Origin of the sequence: Acinetobacter sp., from assembly GCF_049284435.1 — a bacterium.
In the GTDB taxonomy this organism is placed as follows: Bacteria; Pseudomonadota; Gammaproteobacteria; order Pseudomonadales; family Moraxellaceae; genus Acinetobacter.
The window spans coordinates 1-19,085 of the sequence record NZ_JBAPXX010000140.1 but is presented as its reverse complement, the minus strand read 5'-3'; the positions used below and the strand labels follow the sequence as shown (position 1 = coordinate 19,085).

Here is a 19,085-nt window from a genome sequence, read left to right as displayed (position 1 = left end):
ACCCGCCTGCATGATCGTTTATCGATCTGTCGGATGGAGTAGGGCCTGGGCCGAAGCACCGGCCATCGGATGATAGAAATAGAATCCCTGTCCAATCTGACAGTCACAATGGATCAGGGTATCCAGCTGTTCTGTATTTTCGATCCCTTCGACCAAGACATCCAGTGCAACACTGGACCCAATCTGGGTAATGGCTTTGACAATCGCCAAGGCGGACGGGTCACTGTTCATGCGTTCTACAAAGTTGCGGTCAATCTTGATGCAATCGACCGGATAGTCCTGTAAACGGGTCAGTGAAGAATGTCCAGTGCCGAAGTCATCCAGCGAAATCTGGATTCCGGCCTGTTTCAGTAGGTTCAGGGCGCGAACCACATAATTGGCGCCATGTTCGGACAGGCTCTGCTCGGTAATTTCCAGTTCAACTTTGTGGGCCGGGATATCGAAATTGGACAGGCGTGCCAACAGTTTTTCGGCATAGTCATCGCGCAGGAATTCAACCGGTGCAGCATTGATTGAAATCGGCAACAGATCCAGACCTTGTGTCTGCCAGCGACTCATATCTGCAAAGACTTTCAGTTGCATGGTTTCACTGATACGTGAGGCCAGCTCATAGTCCTGAAAGGCACCAAAAATTTCAGAAGGTAACTGAATGTTCTTGTCCTGATCCTGCCAGCGTAACAGTGCTTCGAAACCGATCACTGCACCATCAGAAAGACGTACTTTAGGCTGGTAATAGGGAATGATCTGATCGGCCAGAATAATCTTGCGTGCCAGAGTCAACTGCTTGGTCATATTTTCCAATGCCCCGCACATTTCCTGATTAAACATGCGGATGCCACCACGACCACTATTTTTCAGGTCATTTAAGGCGATATCAGCACATTTCAGCAGATTAGAGGTATTCAATGCATCACGTGGATAGATGGCACAGCCAATACTCATGGCACTGCTGATGCTATTGCCGACATAATTGATGGGCTGATCCAGCTGGGCATAGGCCATTTGCGCCGTTGCTAGTAGTTGCTCTTCATTTTCCAGATTTTTCACCAGCACAGCAAATTCATCACCACCCAAACGGGCGATGATGGTATTCGGACCAAAACAGGTCTGGAAACGTTTGCCCAAAACATGTAGCAGATGATCGCCGGCAATATGCCCCAAGGTATCATTGATATGCCGGAAATAGTCCAGATCAATTAACAGTAAACCCGTCATAGTCTGCTGTTGCTTGGCCTTTACCAAAACCTGTTTAAATGTTTTATAGAAGGTACTACGGTTATACAGACCAGTCAGTTCATCACGTTTAATTACTTCTTTTAACCGCGTTTCTGCAATTTTTTGCTGACTAATATTGCGTGATACACAGAGGATATTTTGGGTAATATTCTGCTGATCCAGAATCGGGGTCAGCAGGTGATCCCAATATTGCATCGGTTGATCTTTGATCTGGATCTTGCTAGAGAAACGGCTGTTTAAGCCTTGGGCTGCCTGTTTTAAAGCACGTTGCCCGGATTTTCGGGCTTCAGGGGTTAAGCGATTTAACCAGCACAATGAACGGTCTTGATCTTGTTCTGCGGTCTCATTTGCTTGTGCGAGACAGCCAGAGTTACTACGCCGGATCTCGCCTTCAGGACTGATAATGTTGATGCAGTCTGCGCTGGCATCCAGCATATTTTCCTGGGTTGAAACGATTTGAGAAAGTTGCTGCTGGATTTCAAAATAATCATGCACATCAGTCAGGGAAACTGCCCATTGCAGTAAATGGTCAGGCTGATGATGAAATTTTACCGCCAGGCTACACATGCGATAATGGGTATCACTGCGTTTAATCCGGCACTGGGTTTCAAAGTTCTGATGCTGGTCCAGCGCAGCATGCCACTGCGCTAAAAACAGCTGCAAGTCCTCGGCATGAATAAAACTCTGCCATTGCGGATTACCCTGTTCATTCAGGTTCACGCCAAGATAATCAGTCATGGCATCGTTAAAATATTGCAGATGTTTTTTGTTGCTGACCCACAAGGGTTGCGGTAAGGCATCGATCAGATTTTTTAACAAAACCGATTCAGACAAGTGAACGTGGGGCGCAATCAGTGATGATGACGTCAGTGGCTCAGACCGGCTCACAGCTCCCTGTTCAAATTTATCATGCTTCATGCATTCACCAATACAACCCAAAAGTGCCCAAGGGGCGAGATAAGTTTCTTTTAATTAGAATAAACAATATGAAAATTACACTGTAATTAATTCACAATTAATCATGTTCAAATTATTCGCTTTTATAGAGATTAATTCATTCAGAATTAAAAAAATAGAGGATATCTACATAAATTAATTTTTTATGCTTGATGTTTGCATTCTTGGAATCAAAACTGCTGGTGTTAGAATGAGATCAGAATTTAGTTTGAGCCAATAATAACATGTCAGATAGTCATATCCCGCTTCCAGAACGCTTACGGCCACGCGACCTTACACAGATTATCGGGCAGGAACATTTGCTAGGGGAACATGCACCCTTACGCCAGATGATTGATCAGGGGCATCTGCCTTCGATTATTTTCTGGGGACCTCCCGGAGTCGGAAAAACCACCATTGCCTTACTGCTGGCTCAAGCGGTAGACCGGCCTTTTATCAGCCTGTCCGCACTGAATACCGGGGTGAAAGAACTGCGTGAAATCATTGCCGAAGGTGGTGATCTACTAACGCCAGTGGTGTTTATTGACGAAATTCACCGTTTTAATAAATCCCAACAGGACGCGTTGTTAAATGCGGTCGAGAAAGGGAAAATTACCTTAATTGGCGCCACCACCGAAAACCCATCCTTTGAAGTAAATAGTGCCTTATTGTCACGTTGTCAGGTATATAGCCTGAATGCATTGAGTGCTGAGTCGATTCAGACTCTGCTGACGCAAGCCTTGCAAGATGACTCTTTCTTGCAGGAAAGACATATCCTGATTGAAGAATTTGATGCCCTAATCCAGTTCGCGGCAGGAGATGCCCGCAAGGCGCTGAATCTACTGGATCTGATTGCCAGTACCTTTGAAGCGGATATGGAAAATATCATCACCAATGCGGTGGTGGTGAAAGTGGCACAGCAAAATATTGCCCGTTATGACAAGTCCGGTGAACAGCATTATGATCTGGTCTCGGCCTTCATCAAGTCGATTCGTGGCAGTGATCCGGATGCAGCCTTGTACTGGATGGCACGCATGCTCAAGGGAGGTGAAGATCCTGTGTTTATTGCACGGCGCATGCTGATTGCGGCATCTGAAGATATCGGTAATTCCAATCCAAATGCCTTGCTGTTAGCAGGGGAATGTTTCCGTTCGGTACAGGCGGTAGGAATGCCGGAATGCCGGATTATTTTGGGACAATGTGCAGTTTATCTGGCCACCAGTGCCAAAAGTAACAGTACTTATCTGGCGATTAATAAGGCGATGGAACTTGCAGACAAAACTTCAAATTTGCCAGTGCCTTTGCACTTAAGGAATGCGCCGACTAAGTTGATGAAAGAACAGGGCTATGGCGTGGATTATCTGTATCCGCATAATTATCCTGAGCATTTTGTACTGCAAGAATATATGCCACCAGAACTGAAAGATACCAAACTGTATGAATCAGCACGTAATAAACGTGAAGTTGAAGGGGAGCGTTTACAGCAACGCCGTTGGCAACAGCAACAACAGCAATAAAGCTGGCTATCTCAACCGATTGAGCAGAGTAAAAAAAAGCCCAATTCAAGGTGAATTGGGCTGAAAGTAGGATGTTTTTTGAGGGAGATAACATCCTAGAGGGTAGAGAAGGAATTTGGTCGGCAAATATGGAGCTAAGTGCATCAACTCACTGATTTGCCTGGTATGAAATAATATTAATGCATGTAGTTTTTGATGTAAAAACGATCATTTTAATAATAAAAATTTATTTTTCCGATTAAAAGTCAGAAATAAAAAAAACCGAGCTAAAAAGCTCGGTTTTTTTGAATCTGCGCATTTACAGATTAGATGTTGTCCAGGTTGATTCCTAAACGACCAGCCACTTCTTCATAGGCTTCAACCACGCCGCCTAAACCTTGACGAAAACGGTCTTTATCCAGTTTTTTCTTGGTGTCTTTGTCCCATAGACGGCAACCGTCTGGAGAGAATTCATCACCGAGTACGATACGGTCGTGGAACACACCAAATTCAAGCTTAAAATCAACCAGAATCATGTTACCTGCGTCAAACAATGCTTTAAGTACATCGTTTACTTGGTAAGTCAATTCTTTCATTTTCGACAATTGTTCAGCAGTTGCCCAACCTAAAGCAATGGCTTGTGATTCATTGACCATTGGATCGCCAAGCGCATCATCTTTAAAGAATAATTCAAATGTTGGAGGAGTCAGTTCCTTGCCTTCTTCCACACCCAGGCGGCGGCATAAAGAACCTGCTGCATAGTTACGGATAACGCATTCAACCGGGATCATATCCAGTTTTTTCACCAGCACTTCATTTGGAGTCAGTAGCTTTTCAAAGTGGGTTTCAATTCCCGCTTCTGCCAGTTTTTCCATGATGAAGGCGTTAAAACGGTTGTTCACCTTGCCTTTACGATCTAGTTGCTCAATTTTTTCGCCATTGAATGCTGAGGCATCATCGCGAAAGACTAAAATCAGATGGTCTGAACTGTCTGTAGTGTAGACAGATTTCGCTTTACCAGTATAGAGCAAGGTTTGTTTTAACATGAGGGAACCTTTTACAAAAAAAATGCCTAGAAATGTCTAGGCTGGCCAATTTTGGTAAATCTGGTTAAGCAGTTCTGCGGCTTTTTCACGGTCGGCAAAACTGTTATCGGCATTGAACACAGCGAGGTTATTACTCGAACCTACAGAAGATAATCTTAATACATAGGTCTGCTGATCGACCTTAATCGTGACTTCGTAACGATTTTTGCTCTGAGCAACGATGCTATGATTCAGGCTGCTGAGGGTGGCAAGCGTATATTGCCAAATTGTAGCAGAATTTCCCTCAATTTTAAGCAGCGGATTAAGATTTCCGTCAGTGACCAACTGTGGTTGACCAACCGTATTGGTTTCGGTTAGATCAGCTGTATTTGAGTTTTCAGTCTGGGCTTGCGGGCGTGGCAAGGCAAAACGGTTGCCACGCTGGTTTTCAAGCTTCGGTGCATGTTCAATTGCAAGCGGATCAACTGTTGGAGCAGGATACAATGGCGTTGCAGGACGAACCATGGCGCCTTCAGGATATTGTAAAGCTTCCAGGGTAGTAGTCTCTTTATAGTCTAAAGTGCCGTTATTAAAGGCCATTGAACTACAACCTGCCAAACTGAATACTGAAAGTGTAAGGCTAAGTCCTAAACGTAATTGCATAATCTTGTGCTCTTTTATTTAATAACGTCCGCTTCGACCAGTGCTTCATGAAGCGGAGCGCGATATTGTTCTGCAAGTGGTGTTAATGGAAGGCGAATACCTGTACCAATTAAGCCCATGTCATGGAGTGCCCATTTCACAGGAATTGGGTTCGATTCGCAAAATAAAATATTGTGTAAATTTGCAACCTGAACATTTAATTGTTCAGCTGTGGTTGCATCACCGGCAATGGCGGCAGCACACACTTCGCTCATGGCTTTCGGAGCCACGTTCGCCGTGACCGAGATATTGCCTTTGGCGCCATGACCGATCAGCTGATACGCAGTCGCATCATCACCCGAATAAACAGTCATGTCTTTGCCTACAAGGCCTTGTAGCAATTCAGCACCACGCGGCACATCGCCAGTCGCATCTTTAATACCGATAATTTGTGGAATATCTGCCAGGCGAATCACGGTTTCATTGGCCATGTCGACACCGGTACGGCCTGGAACATTATAAAGAATCTGAGGAAGATCAACGGCTTCAGCAATGGCTTTATAATGCTGGTATAAGCCTTCCTGAGTCGGTTTGTTATAATACGGCGTTACCAGTAAAGCGGCATCTGCCCCCAGCTCTTTGGCTTCGCGGGTCAGTTCGATCGCTTCACGGGTCGAGTTCGCACCTGTGCCGGCAATAATAGGAATACGTTTGTTGGCCACACGAATGATTTCTTTGATCACCTGGGTGTGTTCACTCATGCTGAGAGTAGAGGCTTCGCCTGTTGTTCCAACTGCAACAATACTGTTGGTGCCCTCTGCAATGTGCCATTCAACCAGCTTCTCGAGACCCTTCCAATCTACGCTGCCATCTTCAAACATAGGGGTGACGATTGCGACTATGGAACCTTGAATGGTCTGTGCTTGCTGAGTCATTTTAAAAAACTATCCTATTTGTCCATCCGAAAGGAATGAGAAAACATAAATTGGGATGGATTTGTATTTTGATTTATAGCAAATTCAATAGATTTGCATTGAATTGAATATTGCTTATGCAAATTATGACTGATCAAACGCATAAGAACAATATGCTTTAGTAAAAGCTACTGAATTCTTTATACAAAGCCTTTTGGAAACAATCAAGTAATAAATAAGATGATTTATAAAGCAAAATCCTGAGACCAAAGTTATGTCTCCAGTCTAGACAAAGGAGGATATTGCCCTAAATGAACCCAATAATGATAAGGCTTGTGCAAAAAGATCAGCTGAAAACTGCCATTTTTATGCCTTTTGATTTTTGATTAATAGTTAAATTAGATAAATTGAGATCTTAGACATCTTGATTGCGCTCTCGTACCCAGACAAATAAAGACAAAAACTGTCGAGACTAATCTCTTTTAAATATCAATAAATTGAGAAGTTTTTTTCTTATCGGTTAATTTTTTAACTTGATGTATAAGCTTTAAAGTCTAAGTCTTGAACTTTATGATGTTCTGATTCAGTGTTTTTGCGACTTTATCAGTCAGTATCTTCAATTCATCTACTTCAGCCCCTTTGGGAATATCCAAGCAAAACGTTCAACTTATTGATAGTTATTTCTGCAATCAGGCTCATAGATGATGGCTGTCTTTTGTAACGCTGATTGAACAAGGATAATCCAATGGAAAAATCAGACAATAAGCATGCTATCGTCACGGTCGCGATCTGTTTTCTGATTGCAGTGATTGAAGGCTTAGATATTCAGGCAGCCGGAATTGCTGCTGCAGGTATTCGTGAGCATTTTGGTCTCGATAGTTCCCAGTTGGGTGTGTTTTTTAGTGCAGGGATTCTGGGTTTATTACCGGGTGCACTGGTTGGTGGGCGATTTGCAGATCGCATTGGCCGTAAGAAAGTTTTGATCTGGTCGACAGCAATATTTGCTGTATTTACCTTATGCACCGTCTGGGTCAATAGCTTTAACAGCTTGCTGGCAGTCCGTTTCCTGGCTGGAGCAGGTCTGGGCGGCGCGATGCCGATTCTGATCACACTCGCCTCTGAAGCTGTGTCTCCACAAAACCGTGGTCGTGCAGTCGGCTTGATGTACTGCGGTATGCCAGTCGGTGCGGCGATTTTGTCTTTGATTGCTGCGACTGAATTTGGTGCCAACTGGAAAAATGTTTTCTATCTCGGTGGCCTGTTACCGATTTTTGCCATTCCACTGATGATGCTATTTTTGCCTGAATCGAAGGAATACCTGAAAGCACAGAACAAAACTACGGCAGAACTTGCCGTTGCACCGCAGGGTTCATTCAAGGACCTGTTTAATTCCGACAACCTGTTACGTACGCTGTGTATCTGGGTGAGCTACTTCTTTACCTTGATGGTGGTTTACATCATGTTGAGCTGGCTGCCATCATTATTTATGGAACTCGGCTTTACCCGTAAGGATGGTTCAACCGCACAGTTCTACTTCATGGTTACAGCGACGATTGGTACGATTATTTTGGGTATGCTGACCGACCGCTGGAAGAAAGCCTATGTGATCCTGTTGATGTACGGGGGTATTCTGGCAGGTCTACTGGCGCTGAATGGTGCAAGCTCGCTGAACCAGATGTATATGGCAGCCGCATTGGCCGGTGCCTTCGTGATTGGCTGTCAGGGTGTACTGTATGCCTTCGGTAGTATCGTTTATTCGACAGAAGTGCGTGGTACTGGTGTTGGTGTTGCGTCTGCAGTTGGCCGTATCGGTGCCATGCTGGGTCCAGTCATTGCCGGTCAGTTACTGACGGCAGGTTTTGGTGCTGCTGGGGTCATTACCGCTGCGATCCCATGTATCATTATCTCTGCATTATGTATGCTGTTTTTAGTGAACCGCACTAAAGTGTAATGTTCAAAGATTTAAAAAAAGCCTGCTTTTGCAGGCTTTTTTATTTTCAGAATTTAAGAATTAAATACACTGTTTTATTATTAAAAAGACTCATCACTTTATCTTAAAACTTATTTTTTTTTGCAGAGATCTAGCGTGATACAAACGCGGAACTCATCCTTTTTTTTGTCAAAAATAATGAATCTATTGATCTGCTCATATGCGCATGCTGAGAATACACAGTCATACCATTTTTAGCAGCAAGGCTAAAAATCCTGGGGTATTTTGCGCTATGCTTGGCATAAATCTAGATTTCAATGGATGAAAACAGATGCAGAATAATGTTGCTTTACTGGTCGTAGACGTACAAAGAGGATTTACCCCGGGGGGCAATCTGGCTGTAGCCAATGCTGACCAGATTATTCCAAATATCAATTTATTGGGACAGCATTTCAAGCATATTATCCTGACCCAAGACTGGCATCCTGATAATCATATCTCTTTTGCAGACAACCATCCCGGCAAAGCAGCCTATGACAGCATTCAGCTGGATTATGGCACTCAGGTCTTATGGCCAAAGCATTGTGTGCAAGGGACACTCGATGCCAAACTGCATCCGGATTTAAATTTACCACAAGCACAACTCATCATTCGTAAGGGTTTTCATTCCCAGATCGACAGTTACTCGGCCTTTATGGAAGCGGACCAGAAAACCACCACCGGTCTTGCTGGTTATCTGCGTGAACGTGGGATTGATACCGTATTTGTGGTCGGTATTGCTACGGACTTTTGTGTGGCCTGGACTGCAATCGATGCCTGCAAACTGGGCTTTAAAACTTATGTGATTGCCGATGCCACCAAGGGCATTGACCTGAATGGTTCCTTGCAACATGCCTGGCAGGATATGCTGTCGCATGGCGTAAAACGTATCTATGTGAAAGACATTGTTCAAGCTGCTTAAAAAGCTGGATAGGGATAGAATTTAAATATCCCTCTATTTTCTGTGTATTTAAATCTACAACGTCAGGCATCAACGGGTGCCTGTTTTATCTTACTTTTTCTCCCTTAATGTCACCTGGATGAAACCCATGTCAGCCTTGCTCCAGTTTAGCCAATTTGTCCAAAAAACCTTTGCTTTATGGGTGCTGCTTTTTTCCGGCATTGCCTTGATGATCCCTGAAGCTTTTGTCTGGTTACGGGCTTATATTCCGTGGATGTTGGGCATCATTATGTTTGGCATGGGCATGACCATGACCGTGGGAGATTTTAAAAGTGTCCTACAAAGTCCGAAAGCAGTAGCGATTGGCGTGGTTGCCCAATTTGTGGCAATGCCTGGCTTGGCTTATCTGCTGTGCAAGCTGTTTCAGCTACCACCGGAGATTGCGATCGGGGTGATATTGGTGGGTTGCTGCCCGGGCGGAACTGCATCCAATGTGATTACCTATATGGCCAAGGGCAATACCGCCTTGTCTGTTGCCTGTACTTCAGTTTCTACGTTACTGGCTCCTATTCTAACTCCGGCCATTTTCTATGTGTTGGCCAGTCAGTGGATTGAGATCAATGCCTGGTCGATGCTGGTGTCGATTTTACAGGTAGTATTATTTCCGATTGTTATGGGCTTAATCGTACGGGCGATACTCAAGCAAAAAGTCACGGCCTATATTCAGGTGATGCCGTTGATTTCTGTGATTGCAATTGTGGCAATTGTCGCAGCGATTATTGCCGGCAGCAAAGCCCAGATTCTGGAGTCCGGGTTAATGATTTTAGGGATCGTGGCCTTACACAATGGTATGGGCTATTTACTGGGTTATTGGGCCAGCCGTATATTTCACTTGGCAGAAATAGACTGTCGTGCAGTATCCATTGAAGTGGGGATGCAGAACTCTGGTCTGGGGGTGGCTTTGGCGGCAACCCATTTTGCCGCATCACCACTTACCGCTTTACCAAGCGCCATTTTCAGTCTGTGGCATAATATTTCAGGACCAGCTTTAGCCACCTACTGGGCTGCCAGACAAACTAAAAAAATGGACACCTAATTGCAGTTTGAGGACAGCACACAACAAGCTAGAGCATGATTTTTTATAATGTGAAAAAGTTAGAATATTAATTTATATGGATTTATCGAGATTTGTAACATAAGTGTCATGAAGTCTGCCTAAGATCGCCCCTCAATGATGTGAAACAACAGACTGTAATCAACAGCATTGAGAGGGCATGGAACAATTTCAGCATTCGTCAGCGACGTATTTTAATCGGGAACTTTCCTTATTTGAATTTCAGCGTCGTGTCTTGGCACAAGCACTCGATCCGAATTTACCGATTTTAGAGCGCTTAAACTTCCTGATTATTTTTTCCCGTAACTTGGATGAGTTCTTTGAAATCAGGATTGCCGGGCTGATGAAACAGCAAGACCTGAATGCGACTACCCGGACGCCTGATGCTGTACCCACCGAGCTGATTCTACAAGAACTGTCCCAGTCCATTCATGCCACAGTTAACAAACAGTATGAGGTGCTGAATCATGCGATTTTGCCTGAACTTCAGGCGCAGGGGATACAGTTTCTTCAATACCAAGATCTTCTGGAGAAACACAAGGCCTGGATTGCAGCCTTTTTTGCCAAAGAAGTGCAACCGGTACTGACCCCGATCAGTCTGGATCCTTCACATCCTTTTCCACGTTTGGTGAATAAAAGTCTGAACTTTATTATCAGCTTAGAAGGTAAAGATGCCTTTGGCCGTGAAATCGAGATGGCAATTGTGCCGGCACCACGTTCCTTACCGTGCCTGATTAAAATTCCGGAAGACGTCACTGGAAACAATACCACCCAGATTTTTCTGACCGCGATCATCCAGCAACATATCAGTGATTTGTTCCCGGGCATGAAAGCGACCGGATGTTATGCCTTTCGGGTCACCCGCAATGCAGATCTGGTACTGTCGGAAGATGTTGATGATCTGGCGGTGGCTTTAAAAGACGAACTGTGTTCGCGCCGCTTTGGTCGTGCGGTACGTCTGGAAATTGAAAATGACTCTCCACAAAACATCATTGACTATTTGCTGGATGAATTTGATCTGACCGAGCAGGAGCTGTACCGGATTGATGGACCGATTAATTTGTCCCGCCTGAGTACCAGCTTTGAGCGTCCGGAACTAAAGTATCCGCATTTCAGTCCGGTCATTCCAAAAAATTTCCGCAAACAGAAAAGTATTTTTGAAATTTTGAAGGCGCAGGATGTGCTGCTGCATCATCCTTTTGATTCATTCCAGCCGGTGATTACTTTACTGCGCGAAGCGGCCAAGGACCCGGCGGTGCTGGCGATCAAGCAGACGCTGTACCGTAGTGGTCCAGACTCGGAAATTGTTCAGGTGCTGGCAGAAGCCGCACGGAATGGCAAGGAAGTCACGGCCGTGATTGAATTGCGGGCACGTTTCGATGAAGAATCCAATATTATGGTGGCCAATATCCTGCAAGAAGCCGGGGCAGTGGTGGTGTATGGCATCGTCGGTTATAAAACCCATGCCAAAATGATTCTGATCGTCCGGCGTGAAAATCAGGAATTACTGCGTTATGCGCATCTAGGTACCGGAAACTATCATGCCGGTAATGCCCGCATGTACACCGATTATGGCCTGATGACCACACAGCCGGATATCTGTGAAGATGTGCACCGCATGTTCCAGGAACTGACCGGTATGGGGAAAATGGCCAAACTGAAAGCCTTGCTGCATGCGCCGTTTACCCTGCATAGCGAACTGCTGAAACTGATTGACCAGGAAAAGGCATTTGCTCTGGCTGGCAAAGCCGCCCATATCATCATCAAAGTGAATGCGCTTACCGAACCGCAATTAATTGCTGCCCTGTATCAGGCTTCGCAGGCCGGGGTGAAAATTGACCTCATTGTGCGTTCAATCTGCTGCCTGATTCCACAAGTCACCAGCATGTCAGAAAATATTCAGGTACGTTCAATCGTAGGGCGTTTCCTGGAACATACCCGGGTCTATTATTTTGAGCATGGTGGCGCCAAGAAACTGTATTGTGCCAGTGCCGACTGGATGGGGCGCAACCTGTTTTCCAGGGTCGAAACCTGTTTCCCGGTGCTGGATCCAGAGCTGAAAAAACGGATTTATAAAGATGGCCTGATCAGCTATTTAAAAGATTGTCACAATGCATGGGAATTAGATGCCAATGGTCAGTGGCATAAAGTTCCCTGTCAGGATCCGGCCCAGCCTTATAATGCCCAGCAATATCTGCTGGAACAAAAACAGTTAAAAATTTAAAGGGTAGTCCAAGACACGTTGGCGTATTTGTTTTGTACCCATAAAAAAGCCGGATATTGGATCCGGCTTTTTTAATTGCAACATTCAGGGCTATTTATGAGGCTTTGGACTGTTTGGATTTTAAAATTTCGGTTCTAAAAGTCTGTGCCAGCTCGGCGCTTTCAGCATCCATCCCATTCACCACAAAAGCATGACGGGTCAGGACATTGGTTGGATTCGGCATGCTCACCAGCTGGAAGTGGTCGCTTACATCTTTCAGTAAGGTATTCGGTACATGTAAGGCACTTTCTTTCGCGACCAGATGCTGAGTCAGACGCTCAGAGGCCTGTACCGAGCTGAGCTGCATCTCCTCGACTTTAGAGGCAATCGCACTACGGGTTTGTAGCACAAAACGTTTTTCTTCACGATAGCGTTTATACAGCACTTCCGAAAGCAGCTGGAACACGGCACTGATCATGGTCAGGCAAGCCAGGGCATTCGGTTTGTCTGCCGCGATACTGATTGTGGCACCTTTTTCATCAAATTTATGTACGGTACAAATATCAGAACTATTCAACTTATAGCGTTGCACACAGAGTTCAGTGGCTTTATTCAGAAAAATCTGACAGAGATTGAAATAAGGCACCGAAACGGTTTTATTCACGCTATCCAGTAACTGTTTTGGATCGTAGAACTGGATGTTTAAGCTCAGGCTATCGCTCTCCAGTACCGCCGGTTTATGTTCTTTTTCTTTGTTTTTCACTGCCTGTTGAGCCTGGGTAATTGCCAGTGCCGCATTATGCTTTTCCTGCTCCAATGCCTGAGTCAGGGTCTGAATCTCGAATTTCAGCCGCGATTCGTTATTGATGCGCGCCAGATATTCGGTGCGGCTTGGACGTGCTACTGCACGATAAACGACCCAGAGCAGACCATGAATGATGAAAGAGAACAGAATTGCCAGCCATTGTGTCCGCAAAATTTCACCAATACTTGGCTCAATCAGGGTGATTTCAATCACACCGACTTTTTTCTCGTTTTGCAGCGCATCACGGACAAAAACTTCACCCTCGCGAGTTTTGGTCAGTCCGCCAGTGGCTAAAACCTGAGCTTTCGCATCTAGGATCCGAATCGAAGCTACACTTGGATTGGTGGCATAACGATTTGCCAGCAACGCCAGAGAAACGCGGTTGGGCGGTTCAAGCTCAGACAAGCTGTCTGTCACCAGTTGACTGGTGATCAGCTGTCCCTGATTGGCACGGTTTTCATTCAGTTGGTGAGTGGTTGCCAATACCAGTAAAAAGGTATGCAGAGCAAAACTTACAATCAATAGGCTAGCAAATAGCCCTTGTCTAGGCGCATTCAACGTAAACTTCCAAGGCAATTCTGTTCAATTTCGATTATGATTCTAACAATAGTTGTAGCTCAGACCCGAGTCAATTCATGCGAGAAATCATTCTTATATCATTCTTAGGACCTGACCAGCCTAATCAATTTACACGATTAATGCAGGTTTTGTCCGCCCATTCCCTACAAATTTTAGATGTAGGGCAAGCGGTTATTCATAATCAGTTAACCTTAGGTATTGTTGTAGCCTCTGAAGACCAGACAGCGACAGCATTAGCCATGAAGGAGATCCTGATTCTAGCACATGATATCGGGTTAACTGTGCGCTTTAAACCGATCTCTGCGACTGAATATGATCAGTGGGTCAAAGAGGGTGGACGCACACGTTATATCGTAACGGCATTGGCTCCTGAATTAAATGCCTCTCATCTGCAAGCCGTGACCCAGATTGTGTCGGGTCAGGGTTTTAATATTGAAACGGTGACCCGTTTGTCTGGCCGTCCAGCTTTAGATGGTCAGAGTGCCGGTCCAAAACGTGCCTGTGTCCAGTTCGGTTTAAGCGGACAGATGCTGGATGCTGCTGCCATGCGTGCGGCCTGTCTCAGCCTATCGAATGAACTGAATGTCGATGTTGCTGTACAGGAAGATAATGCCTATCGCCGTAACCGCCGTCTGGTTTGCTTCGATATGGACTCGACCCTGATCGAGCAGGAAGTTATTGACGAACTCGCAATTGAAGCCGGTGTTGGTGAGCAGGTTGCAGAAATTACCGAACGTGCCATGCAAGGCGAGCTGGACTTCCAGCAAAGCTTCCGTGCCCGGGTCGCCTTGTTAAAAGGCATGGACGCATCGGTACTTCCGAAAATTGCCGAGCGCCTTACCATTACCGAAGGGGCTGAACGCCTGATTTCGACTTTAAAAGCACTAGGTTACCGTACTGCAATTCTTTCAGGTGGTTTTCAGTATTTTGCGGAATATCTGCAAACTAAACTGGATATTGATGAAGTGCATGCCAATGCGCTTGATGTGCAGGATGGTGTGGTTACCGGTGAAGTCAAAGGTCATATCGTCGATGGCGCACGCAAAGCACTCTTGCTCGGTGAAATCGCCCAAGAGATGGGAATTTCCCTGGAACAAACCATCGCGGTCGGTGATGGCGCCAATGACTTGCCCATGTTATCCATTGCAGGACTCGGTGTGGCTTTCCGTGCCAAACCTTTGGTACGTCAAAATGCCAATCAGGCGATTTCTAGCGTCGGTCTGGACGGTGTGCTGTATCTGCTCGGTGTCCATGATAAAGACCTGAACCGTGCATGAGTACAGGCTTTGATTGATTTTAAACGCGACCCAGAGGTCGCGTTTTTTATTGCTTATGATGTGAGTTATATAAGGAATAGCTGAAATATGGCTATAAAAACATCGATCATCTTAAACGGAAAAATAATTTTTTCACTTAAAAAAACTACTGATAATTTTGTAATGACACGCCAACATTGGCGCAGTCATTGATCCACAAAAATGTGAAAAGCAAAAAATGTAATGACAATATAATATCGCGACAAAGTATGTCGTTAGGCTGGGTGACAGGACTTTTTTTATGCAAAAAACTCAGCATAATGCAGGCATAGAGATACAAATCAACAGATTCCATTTTATTGATTTAACGAAATTCAATAGATAGAAGCGTTGCAATATCAAGCGGAAACTATCTATCTGGATGGAGGGGGTTATATGGTAACAGCGAATTTAGCAACGATTGTGGGCTTCAGTTTAGTCGCTGTAGCTGTGCTTGCTGTGTTCTTCTCGCCTTATCGTCGCTGGTTAAGCTTTATGGCGGCCGGGATGCTGGTATGGGGCCTGATCGAGGTGATTCGTGTAGGAACTCAAACTTGGTTTGAGTTACCAATGACGTATAGTTATCTGAGCGCGTTAACTGCGGTCATGATGGTCGTGACTTGCCTGTTGTTGCGTGAAGATCGTCGTGCTGAGCGTGCTTTGGCAAAACGCCGTTGTATCGAACATACGCCAGTTTATGAAGACGACCAGCAGCAGCTTTCAAGCCGTTAATTCTACAAGTTGCAATGAAAAAAATGCACCCACGGGTGCATTTTTCAGTTTGGAAATATGATACAAACTGCATAATCCACCTAGCCCAGAACTATGCTAGGATATTTGTCAATTTTCGTACAATTAGAATAGGCATCCTCCATGAAACTGTCGTCCATTCCTGTGTTAAAACTTCCTCTCGTCGATATGAGTACAGATCCGCTGGACTTACTGGTCGCAGGTTTAGCTTTACGTATGAAGCAGTTGGCACGTACCAGCCCAAAATTCATTGAACTGGTACATGGACGTCAATTCCGTATCCAGATTGGTACGGATGAAGGTATGGCACGTCAGATTATTGTGGATAACGGTCATATCGATACGGTTTCGGGTGATGCTGAAAAAGCTGATTTTGTGTTGCAGTTTGCTGACAGTGAGCAGGGCGTGAAGACCTTGGTCAAAGGTGACCCGACGGCATTTATGACCGGGATGCAAAGCGGCACGATCAAAATGGAAGGCGACTTTGGCCTGCTGGTCTGGTTTAATCAGGTAGCGAAAATGATTCCACCAAAACTGCCAAAGCCAGTCAAAGAAAAAGTGAAAATGGTACGCCAGTTTATTAAAGAGAAAACTGGTAAATAAGTTAAAAATCTTTCATCCAATCTTTTCTTTCTCCCTTTGGGAGAAACACAAAGAGGGGGTAAAAGGATGAAAGATTTTTTAAAAGAAAAAGCCCTCATTAGAGGGCTTTTTTAATGTGACGAATAATGTCGTTATTCAACTTCTAAATTAAACGTCACTGGTCCGTCATTGACCAGATGGACTTTCATGTCAGCGGCAAAAATACCGGTTTGTACATTTTCAAACTGGCTTTGGGCATATTCCACCAGTTGCTCGTAAAGTGCTTTAGCCTCGGCAGGCGGCATGGCCGGACCAAAGTCTGGACGTAAACCTTTTTGGGTTTGCGCCATCAAGGTAAATTGTGAAACCAGCAATAAACCACCGCCGGCCTGGGCAACGTTCCAGCCCATTTTGCCCTGTTCATCATCAAAGAAGCGGTATTTCAATATCTTATCAATCAGCTTTTTGCCTTTTTCCAGATTGTCATCTTTACCTAAACCTAGAAAAACCAGAATTCCTTTTTCAATTTCCCCGGTGGTTTCACCCTCGACCACGACTTTAGCTTCTAAAACTCTTTGTAATAAGGCACGCATTTTACATATGGACTGCTAATGATAGATGGACGTGATTGTAGCAATAATAAAATCTGGAGCAGTATGGGATGCTATTTTTTTTATGAACTTTAAATATCTGAAAATCAATTGATTAATTTTTATAAATTCATTAAAACGATTGAATTAATGAAAATAATCTGTTTTATCTATTTATTGTGTTGGCGTATCTTAGCTCATGCAGGAAAGGTAATAAATTGAGAGATTTAGAAATGTTTAAGCGTTCATTACTGGTTGCAATGCTTGCAACTGTCACAGCTGCACAAGCTGCTCCTTTAACTAAAGACAATGGCGCGCCAGTCGGTGATAACCAGAACTCGATCACTGCAGGTCCAAATGGTTCAGTACTCCTTCAGGACGTTCAACTGGTACAAAAATTACAACGTTTTGGTCGTGAACGTATTCCTGAGCGCGTGGTACATGCACGTGGTACGGGTGCTTATGGTGAATTCGTTGCGACCAAAGATCTGTCTGATCTTACCCTCGCTTCATTGTTCAAAGCAGGTACTAAGACTCCAGTTTTCCTACGTTTCTCTACCGTAATTCATGGTAAAGGTTCACCAGAAACTCTACGTGACCCACACGGCTTTGCGTTGAAATTCTATACTCAAGAAGGGAACTGGGACTTAGTCGGTAACCAGACACCGGTATTCTTTATCCGTGATGCGATCAAATTCCCGGACTTCATTCACGCAATGAAGCCAAGCCCAGTGACGAATGTCCAAGATGCTAACCGTGTGTTTGACTTCCTGTCGAGCCAGCCATGGGCAACCAACATGCTGACTTATGTGTATGGCAATCAAGGTGTACCAACCAGCTACCGCGAACAGGACGGTTTTGGTGTTCACGCTTACAAACTGTATAACGACAAAGGCGAATACAAGTACGTGAAATTCAACTTCCGCTCTAAACAAGGAGTGAAGGGCTTGAACGTGAAAGAAGCGGCTGAGCAGCAAGGTAAAGATTTCAACCACTTGACCAATGATCTTTATAACAACATCTATGCGGGTAATTTCCCAAAATGGGACCTGTACATCCAAGTGATTGATCCTAAAGACTTGGGCAAGTTTGATTTCGATCCGCTAGATCCAACTAAAATCTGGCCAACTGAGCTGGTTCCAGAAACTAAAGTGGGTACTTTGACCCTGAACCGTATGCCGAAGAACTTCTTCAATGAGACTGAACAGTCTGCATTTGCACCAGGTAACCTGGTTCCGGGCATCGAGCCATCAGAAGACCGTCTGTTACAAGGCCGTATCTTCTCTTATTCAGATACCCAAATGTACCGTCTGGGCGCGAATCACCAGCAAATTCCGGTGAACCGTCCAGTGGTAAATGTGAACAACAATAATCAGGATGGCTACATGAATGTATCTGAGCGTGACTCGGATGTGAACTATGAGCCAAGCCGTAAAGAGCCAAAAGCTGCAACTGAAAAAGCGCGTGTGGTACAAACACCATTATCTGGTCATGTACAGCAAATTGGCGTGAAAGAGCAGAACTTCAAGCAGGCAGGTGAGCTTTACCGTTCATACACGGCTAAAGAGAAAGATGACTTGATCATGAACCTTGCTGCTGACTTAGGTGCAGTGAAAGATTCAGAAACCAAGCACATCATGTTGTCTTACTTCTATAAGGCAGATGCAGACTACGGTACACGTATGACCAAGGCGGTAAACGGTAACCTCGCGACGGTTAAAGCCAAAGCAGCACAACTCAAAGACTGATTTCGATTGGTCGATCAGGATTGGTGACTAGGGCTTAAGAAGTCACCTCCGCAAAGTCCTGTAGAATTCCAAACCTTTCCTGCACCCTAGGGGGAGTTCTACAGGCAACTTGTTTGTTTCAATTTAAAAAGTATTTCAATATTCAACCGTATTGAAATGAAGTCAATTTCTGCTGGAGTTCATCATGAAAGTTATGTCATCTGTGTTTTTAGCCAGTATTCTCGCGATGGGTTCCGCATTCGCAAACGTGACTGTCGCGAAGGAGATCTCCCCCGCTAAAAGCGTGGACAATGTTCAGAT

At 44.8% G+C, this 19,085-nt stretch carries 15 protein-coding genes and 1 pseudogene; 10 read left to right on the top strand and 6 right to left on the bottom strand.

Annotated elements, in window-relative coordinates; genetic code table 11:
• Positions 1 to 18: 18 nt before the first annotated feature.
• Positions 19 to 2,154, bottom strand: coding sequence for a sensor domain-containing protein (locus WAK81_RS12225; protein ID WP_422197129.1), 2,136 nt, complete (start codon positions 2,152 to 2,154; stop codon positions 19 to 21).
• A gap of 263 nt (positions 2,155 to 2,417) precedes the next feature.
• On the opposite strand from WAK81_RS12225, the gene WAK81_RS12220 reads away from it, so the two are divergent.
• On the top strand, positions 2,418 to 3,689 hold the full coding sequence (locus WAK81_RS12220; RefSeq protein ID WP_422197127.1) for a replication-associated recombination protein A: 1,272 nt from the start codon (positions 2,418 to 2,420) through the stop codon (positions 3,687 to 3,689).
• A gap of 305 nt (positions 3,690 to 3,994) precedes the next feature.
• Here the strand turns inward: WAK81_RS12220 and purC are convergent, their stop codons facing one another.
• The 3 genes from purC to dapA are packed head-to-tail and all read right to left on the bottom strand — an operon-like array spanning position 3,995 to position 6,270.
• The gene (purC, locus tag WAK81_RS12215; protein WP_422197125.1) at positions 3,995 to 4,714 is read right to left on the bottom strand and encodes a phosphoribosylaminoimidazolesuccinocarboxamide synthase; all 720 of its coding nucleotides are present in this window, start codon (positions 4,712 to 4,714) and stop codon (positions 3,995 to 3,997) included.
• 36 nt (positions 4,715 to 4,750) lie between these two features.
• Entirely contained in the window at positions 4,751 to 5,356 is a 606-nt protein-coding gene (locus WAK81_RS12210; RefSeq protein WP_004647178.1) for a hypothetical protein, read from the bottom strand.
• A 14-nt stretch (positions 5,357 to 5,370) separates the two neighbouring features.
• Positions 5,371 to 6,270 (bottom strand): 4-hydroxy-tetrahydrodipicolinate synthase, encoded by a 900-nt coding sequence (gene dapA / locus WAK81_RS12205; protein ID WP_422197122.1) that lies wholly within the window; start codon positions 6,268 to 6,270, stop codon positions 5,371 to 5,373.
• Positions 6,271 to 6,994: 724 nt separating this feature from the next.
• On the opposite strand from dapA, the gene mhpT reads away from it, so the two are divergent.
• The 4 genes from mhpT to ppk1 all read left to right on the top strand — a co-directional run bounded on the left by mhpT (position 6,995) and on the right by ppk1 (position 12,457).
• Positions 6,995 to 8,200, top strand: coding sequence for a 3-(3-hydroxy-phenyl)propionate transporter MhpT (mhpT, locus tag WAK81_RS12200; protein ID WP_422197120.1), 1,206 nt, complete (start codon positions 6,995 to 6,997; stop codon positions 8,198 to 8,200).
• Between the two features lie 310 nt (positions 8,201 to 8,510).
• Complete coding sequence (gene pncA, locus WAK81_RS12195) at positions 8,511 to 9,140, top strand: bifunctional nicotinamidase/pyrazinamidase (protein WP_422197118.1); 630 nt, start codon at positions 8,511 to 8,513, stop codon at positions 9,138 to 9,140.
• A gap of 127 nt (positions 9,141 to 9,267) precedes the next feature.
• Positions 9,268 to 10,215 (top strand): bile acid:sodium symporter family protein, encoded by a 948-nt coding sequence (locus tag WAK81_RS12190; RefSeq protein WP_422197116.1) that lies wholly within the window; start codon positions 9,268 to 9,270, stop codon positions 10,213 to 10,215.
• Between the two features lie 178 nt (positions 10,216 to 10,393).
• Complete coding sequence (ppk1, locus tag WAK81_RS12185) at positions 10,394 to 12,457, top strand: polyphosphate kinase 1 (protein ID WP_422197115.1); 2,064 nt, start codon at positions 10,394 to 10,396, stop codon at positions 12,455 to 12,457.
• A 94-nt stretch (positions 12,458 to 12,551) separates the two neighbouring features.
• On the opposite strand, the gene WAK81_RS12180 is transcribed toward ppk1, so the two are convergent.
• A complete protein-coding gene (locus tag WAK81_RS12180; protein WP_422197113.1) occupies positions 12,552 to 13,799 on the bottom strand; it encodes a hypothetical protein in 1,248 nt (415 codons plus the stop codon).
• Between the two features lie 77 nt (positions 13,800 to 13,876).
• Between WAK81_RS12180 and serB the strand changes: the two genes are divergently transcribed.
• The 3 genes from serB (at position 13,877) to WAK81_RS12165 (ending at position 16,468) form a co-directional block, all read left to right on the top strand.
• Complete coding sequence (gene serB / locus WAK81_RS12175) at positions 13,877 to 15,097, top strand: phosphoserine phosphatase SerB (RefSeq protein WP_422197111.1); 1,221 nt, start codon at positions 13,877 to 13,879, stop codon at positions 15,095 to 15,097.
• A 414-nt stretch (positions 15,098 to 15,511) separates the two neighbouring features.
• The gene (gene aciT / locus WAK81_RS12170; RefSeq protein ID WP_422197109.1) at positions 15,512 to 15,847 is read left to right on the top strand and encodes a ciprofloxacin tolerance protein AciT; all 336 of its coding nucleotides are present in this window, start codon (positions 15,512 to 15,514) and stop codon (positions 15,845 to 15,847) included.
• Between the two features lie 141 nt (positions 15,848 to 15,988).
• Positions 15,989 to 16,468, top strand: a complete 480-nt coding sequence (locus WAK81_RS12165; protein WP_422197107.1) for an SCP-2 sterol transfer family protein — start codon at positions 15,989 to 15,991, stop codon at positions 16,466 to 16,468.
• A gap of 131 nt (positions 16,469 to 16,599) precedes the next feature.
• Here the strand turns inward: WAK81_RS12165 and dtd are convergent, their stop codons facing one another.
• Entirely contained in the window at positions 16,600 to 17,040 is a 441-nt protein-coding gene (gene dtd / locus WAK81_RS12160; protein ID WP_422197105.1) for a D-aminoacyl-tRNA deacylase, read from the bottom strand.
• Between the two features lie 230 nt (positions 17,041 to 17,270).
• Here dtd and WAK81_RS12155 point away from each other — a divergent pair, with 230 nt between their 5' ends.
• The gene (locus tag WAK81_RS12155; RefSeq protein ID WP_422197103.1) at positions 17,271 to 18,785 is read left to right on the top strand and encodes a catalase; all 1,515 of its coding nucleotides are present in this window, start codon (positions 17,271 to 17,273) and stop codon (positions 18,783 to 18,785) included.
• Positions 18,786 to 18,969: 184 nt separating this feature from the next.
• Positions 18,970 to 19,085 (top strand): annotated as a pseudogene (locus WAK81_RS12150) (ankyrin repeat domain-containing protein); the annotation flags it as partial.

What these genes read in the sequence shown, in the direction of transcription:
- WAK81_RS12225 (WP_422197129.1), bottom strand. Translation starts at nt 2,154, where the DNA reads ATGAAGCATGATAAATTTGAACAGGGAGCTGTGAGCCGGTCTGAGCCA.
- WAK81_RS12220 (WP_422197127.1), top strand. Translation starts at nt 2,418, where the DNA reads ATGTCAGATAGTCATATCCCGCTTCCAGAACGCTTACGGCCACGCGAC.
- purC (WP_422197125.1), bottom strand. Translation starts at nt 4,714, where the DNA reads ATGTTAAAACAAACCTTGCTCTATACTGGTAAAGCGAAATCTGTCTAC.
- WAK81_RS12210 (WP_004647178.1), bottom strand. Translation starts at nt 5,356, where the DNA reads ATGCAATTACGTTTAGGACTTAGCCTTACACTTTCAGTATTCAGTTTG.
- dapA (WP_422197122.1), bottom strand. Translation starts at nt 6,270, where the DNA reads ATGACTCAGCAAGCACAGACCATTCAAGGTTCCATAGTCGCAATCGTC.
- mhpT (WP_422197120.1), top strand. Translation starts at nt 6,995, where the DNA reads ATGGAAAAATCAGACAATAAGCATGCTATCGTCACGGTCGCGATCTGT.
- pncA (WP_422197118.1), top strand. Translation starts at nt 8,511, where the DNA reads ATGCAGAATAATGTTGCTTTACTGGTCGTAGACGTACAAAGAGGATTT.
- WAK81_RS12190 (WP_422197116.1), top strand. Translation starts at nt 9,268, where the DNA reads ATGTCAGCCTTGCTCCAGTTTAGCCAATTTGTCCAAAAAACCTTTGCT.
- ppk1 (WP_422197115.1), top strand. Translation starts at nt 10,394, where the DNA reads ATGGAACAATTTCAGCATTCGTCAGCGACGTATTTTAATCGGGAACTT.
- serB (WP_422197111.1), top strand. Translation starts at nt 13,877, where the DNA reads ATGCGAGAAATCATTCTTATATCATTCTTAGGACCTGACCAGCCTAAT.
- aciT (WP_422197109.1), top strand. Translation starts at nt 15,512, where the DNA reads ATGGTAACAGCGAATTTAGCAACGATTGTGGGCTTCAGTTTAGTCGCT.
- WAK81_RS12165 (WP_422197107.1), top strand. Translation starts at nt 15,989, where the DNA reads ATGAAACTGTCGTCCATTCCTGTGTTAAAACTTCCTCTCGTCGATATG.
- dtd (WP_422197105.1), bottom strand. Translation starts at nt 17,040, where the DNA reads ATGCGTGCCTTATTACAAAGAGTTTTAGAAGCTAAAGTCGTGGTCGAG.
- WAK81_RS12155 (WP_422197103.1), top strand. Translation starts at nt 17,271, where the DNA reads ATGTTTAAGCGTTCATTACTGGTTGCAATGCTTGCAACTGTCACAGCT.